This is a genomic window from Herbaspirillum sp. B65, assembly GCF_000333555.1.
Classification (GTDB): Bacteria; Pseudomonadota; Gammaproteobacteria; order Burkholderiales; family Burkholderiaceae_D; genus Herbaspirillum; species Herbaspirillum rubrisubalbicans.
On the sequence record NZ_BADI01000189.1, the window covers coordinates 1 to 2,545 of the forward strand.

General features: G+C 55.8%; 3 protein-coding genes. All 3 read right to left on the bottom strand.

Annotated features, from left to right (window positions below; all coding sequences use genetic code 11):
* Nucleotides 1–674 (bottom strand): hypothetical protein (locus tag I5W_RS04850; protein WP_252716897.1); only part of this gene is annotated, 674 nt, incomplete at its 3' end.
* Nucleotides 675–686: 12 nt separating this feature from the next.
* Nucleotides 687–1,256, bottom strand: coding sequence for a papain-like cysteine protease family protein (locus I5W_RS34145; protein WP_112070024.1), 570 nt, complete (start codon nt 1,254–1,256; stop codon nt 687–689).
* Between the two features lie 203 nt (nt 1,257–1,459).
* Complete coding sequence (locus I5W_RS04855) at nt 1,460–2,347, bottom strand: NAD-dependent protein deacetylase (protein WP_044528393.1); 888 nt, start codon at nt 2,345–2,347, stop codon at nt 1,460–1,462.
* Nucleotides 2,348–2,545: the final 198 nt, after the last annotated feature.

The window sequence follows — 2,545 nt, forward strand, 5'->3', positions numbered from 1 at the left end:
TCCGAAACTTCCTCAGGTTCATCGTTGCTTGAAAATCTTCTGCCTCGACCTGACAGTTCATCGCGTAATAGATCCAACGCCGAAATGCTCGCGCCTGCCTGGCTTTCATCGAACCGAGTCTGCACCAGATTCAGAAGCTCCCCTCTGCTTATGACATCCAACTCTTCTTGATCGTTCTCATCCGGCAACAAGACGAAGAGGGACAAATGACGCTGGCTATAAAGCCATAAGGCCGACACATGAATGCTAGGGAAATCTATTAGCCTTAGCTCACTGAACTCAGCCAGACGACGGATATTAGCTAAACGATCGACATAATGGCGATCAGACAGAAGTCGGCGAATTTCTTCGGCCATATCGATGGCACGCCACAAGCGACGAGCTGCGGAGCTTCCGCTCAGACTGAAAAGTCGGTTCGCCTGCTTTTCCTCCGTCATTTCTACATCCACCGTAGCTACCGGTTCATCAGCCGAAAAGAGCACGGCGCACCAACCTGCCTGGGTAGCAGTGAATGAGGAAGCGGTAATATTGAGTTTGGCCAAATAAAGCGGGATTGGCAATCCTAGAGAAACATCGCGCCACGAGTGGCTATCGTCCAGCAACGGCTTCAGAGATGCGAGGCGGCTTAGGAAAGCGCCGTCGAAATCAAGATTCATTTCAATTGATGTCGTCATCTTACTTTTTCGTCATTGCGTCCGGTAGAGATGGGTCATCATTCCCTTTTCTCTATATGCTCTTAAGGCCGTGTCCAAGTCGGCAATGAATATTCCATACCAAGGATCGGAGATCAAGATATCCAGACGGCCAGACCTGCCAACCAAGACCCCCACGACAAGAACGAAATGCCCTCCACCATCGGGCCACTGTACTCGCAGAGCGATGGGCTCTTTTTTCTGCAAGCACGTCAATATCGTTGTGTGAATTCCGCCCGGAGAAATCGCTCGGACACATCTTAGATTGCTTGTTCGCTGAAGTGCTTTGCATAAATACCAAGCACGATTACATGCCTGAGAAGCAGAATTTTTGCAGCAATTGCTTTGCCCAAGTTCAAGACACGCTAGCCGGCACTGGGTCCAACGGCTTCTGGCATAGTAGAACTTCGAGACGCTGGCAGCGACCGCTGCCCAACACCACTGGGTTTCCTTTTGTTTCTCGACTTCGAATCCAAGTTGATAGCAACCAGGATGTGCTCCGGTCGATGGGGACACGATGGGAAGAGGGACTCTATCTTTCCAGCTTCGTTTTGATTTGACCATCTGATCCAATATTGAATAGTTTAACCACAGGCTTTGCCTCTCTCATTAGAACTCATTTCATCAATAGGCGTGAGATGCGCTCTAGACACACGAGCGAGAAAGCTCGCAGAGTTACTCTACTTTCTTATTTACATCATTAAGCAGTCATTAAGCAGTCATTAATGCTCAAAGATTAGTACATTAATCCATGCTAACAGTGCAGCCTACACTTTAGCAGGAGCTGCGTGCGCCAACACCCACTCTGCCAAGCGCGGCAACACCAGCTCAGCATCCTCCCGCAGCTTGAACGCCAATAGCTCATCGGCGCGCGTCACCCCGCGGTTGATCGCCACCACCGGTTTGCCAGCCGCCGCCACCATCCGGGCAAAGCGGAAACCGGACAACACCATCAACGAGGAGCCCACCACCAGCATGGCATCGCAAGCCTGCGCGGCGGCCTCGGCCTGGGCGCTGCGCTCGGCTGGCACGCCATCGCCGAAGAACACCACGTCAGGTTGCAATAGGCCACCGCAGGCGAGGCAGTCCGGCACGTGGAAGCGGGCATGGGCCTGCGGTTCGAGTTCTGCATCGCCATCCGGCAAGGCCTTGGCCTGCCATTGCGTGAAGGCGGGATTGCAGCGTGCCAGCTCCTGCTGGATCTGGGCACGCGGATAGACCGTGGCGCAGGACAGGCAGCGCACCGCATGGATGCTGCCATGCAGTTCCAGCACCTCGGTACTGCCGGCCTGCTGATGCAGGCCATCCACATTCTGGGTCAGGATGGCGCCCAGATGGCCGGCCCGCTGCAATTGCGCCAGCGCGCGATGGGCGGCATTGGGCGCGGCTTGTGCCAGGCGCGGCCAGCCCAGCATACTGCGCGCCCAGTAGCGTTGGCGGGCCGCCTCGGACTGGCGGAACTGGCTGCCCTGGATCGGCAGTCGGCCACGGCGCACGCCGCTGTCATCGCGGTAGTCGGGAATGCCGGAGGCGGTACTGATGCCAGCACCGGTGAGCACCAGGACCTGGCGATGCGATAGCAGCAGTTGTGCCAGGGCCGGCAGCAGGTCGCCGGTGGTGGCATCGGGAGCGAATGCAATCAGGCTCTGGCTCATGGAAGAACTCGCTGGACAATGACAGCCAGAAGAGTACGCCAATTCGGGCCGACGCGGATCGAGGAATGTCCCTATAATCGGCCTGCAACTTTCACGACGCATTCGGCCCGCAAGGCCGCCACTGCGTCGATATAAAAATTCTTCCGCCAAAAGTTCGAGGAGCATCAATCATGCGGCTATACTTCTGTGCCTTCTCGC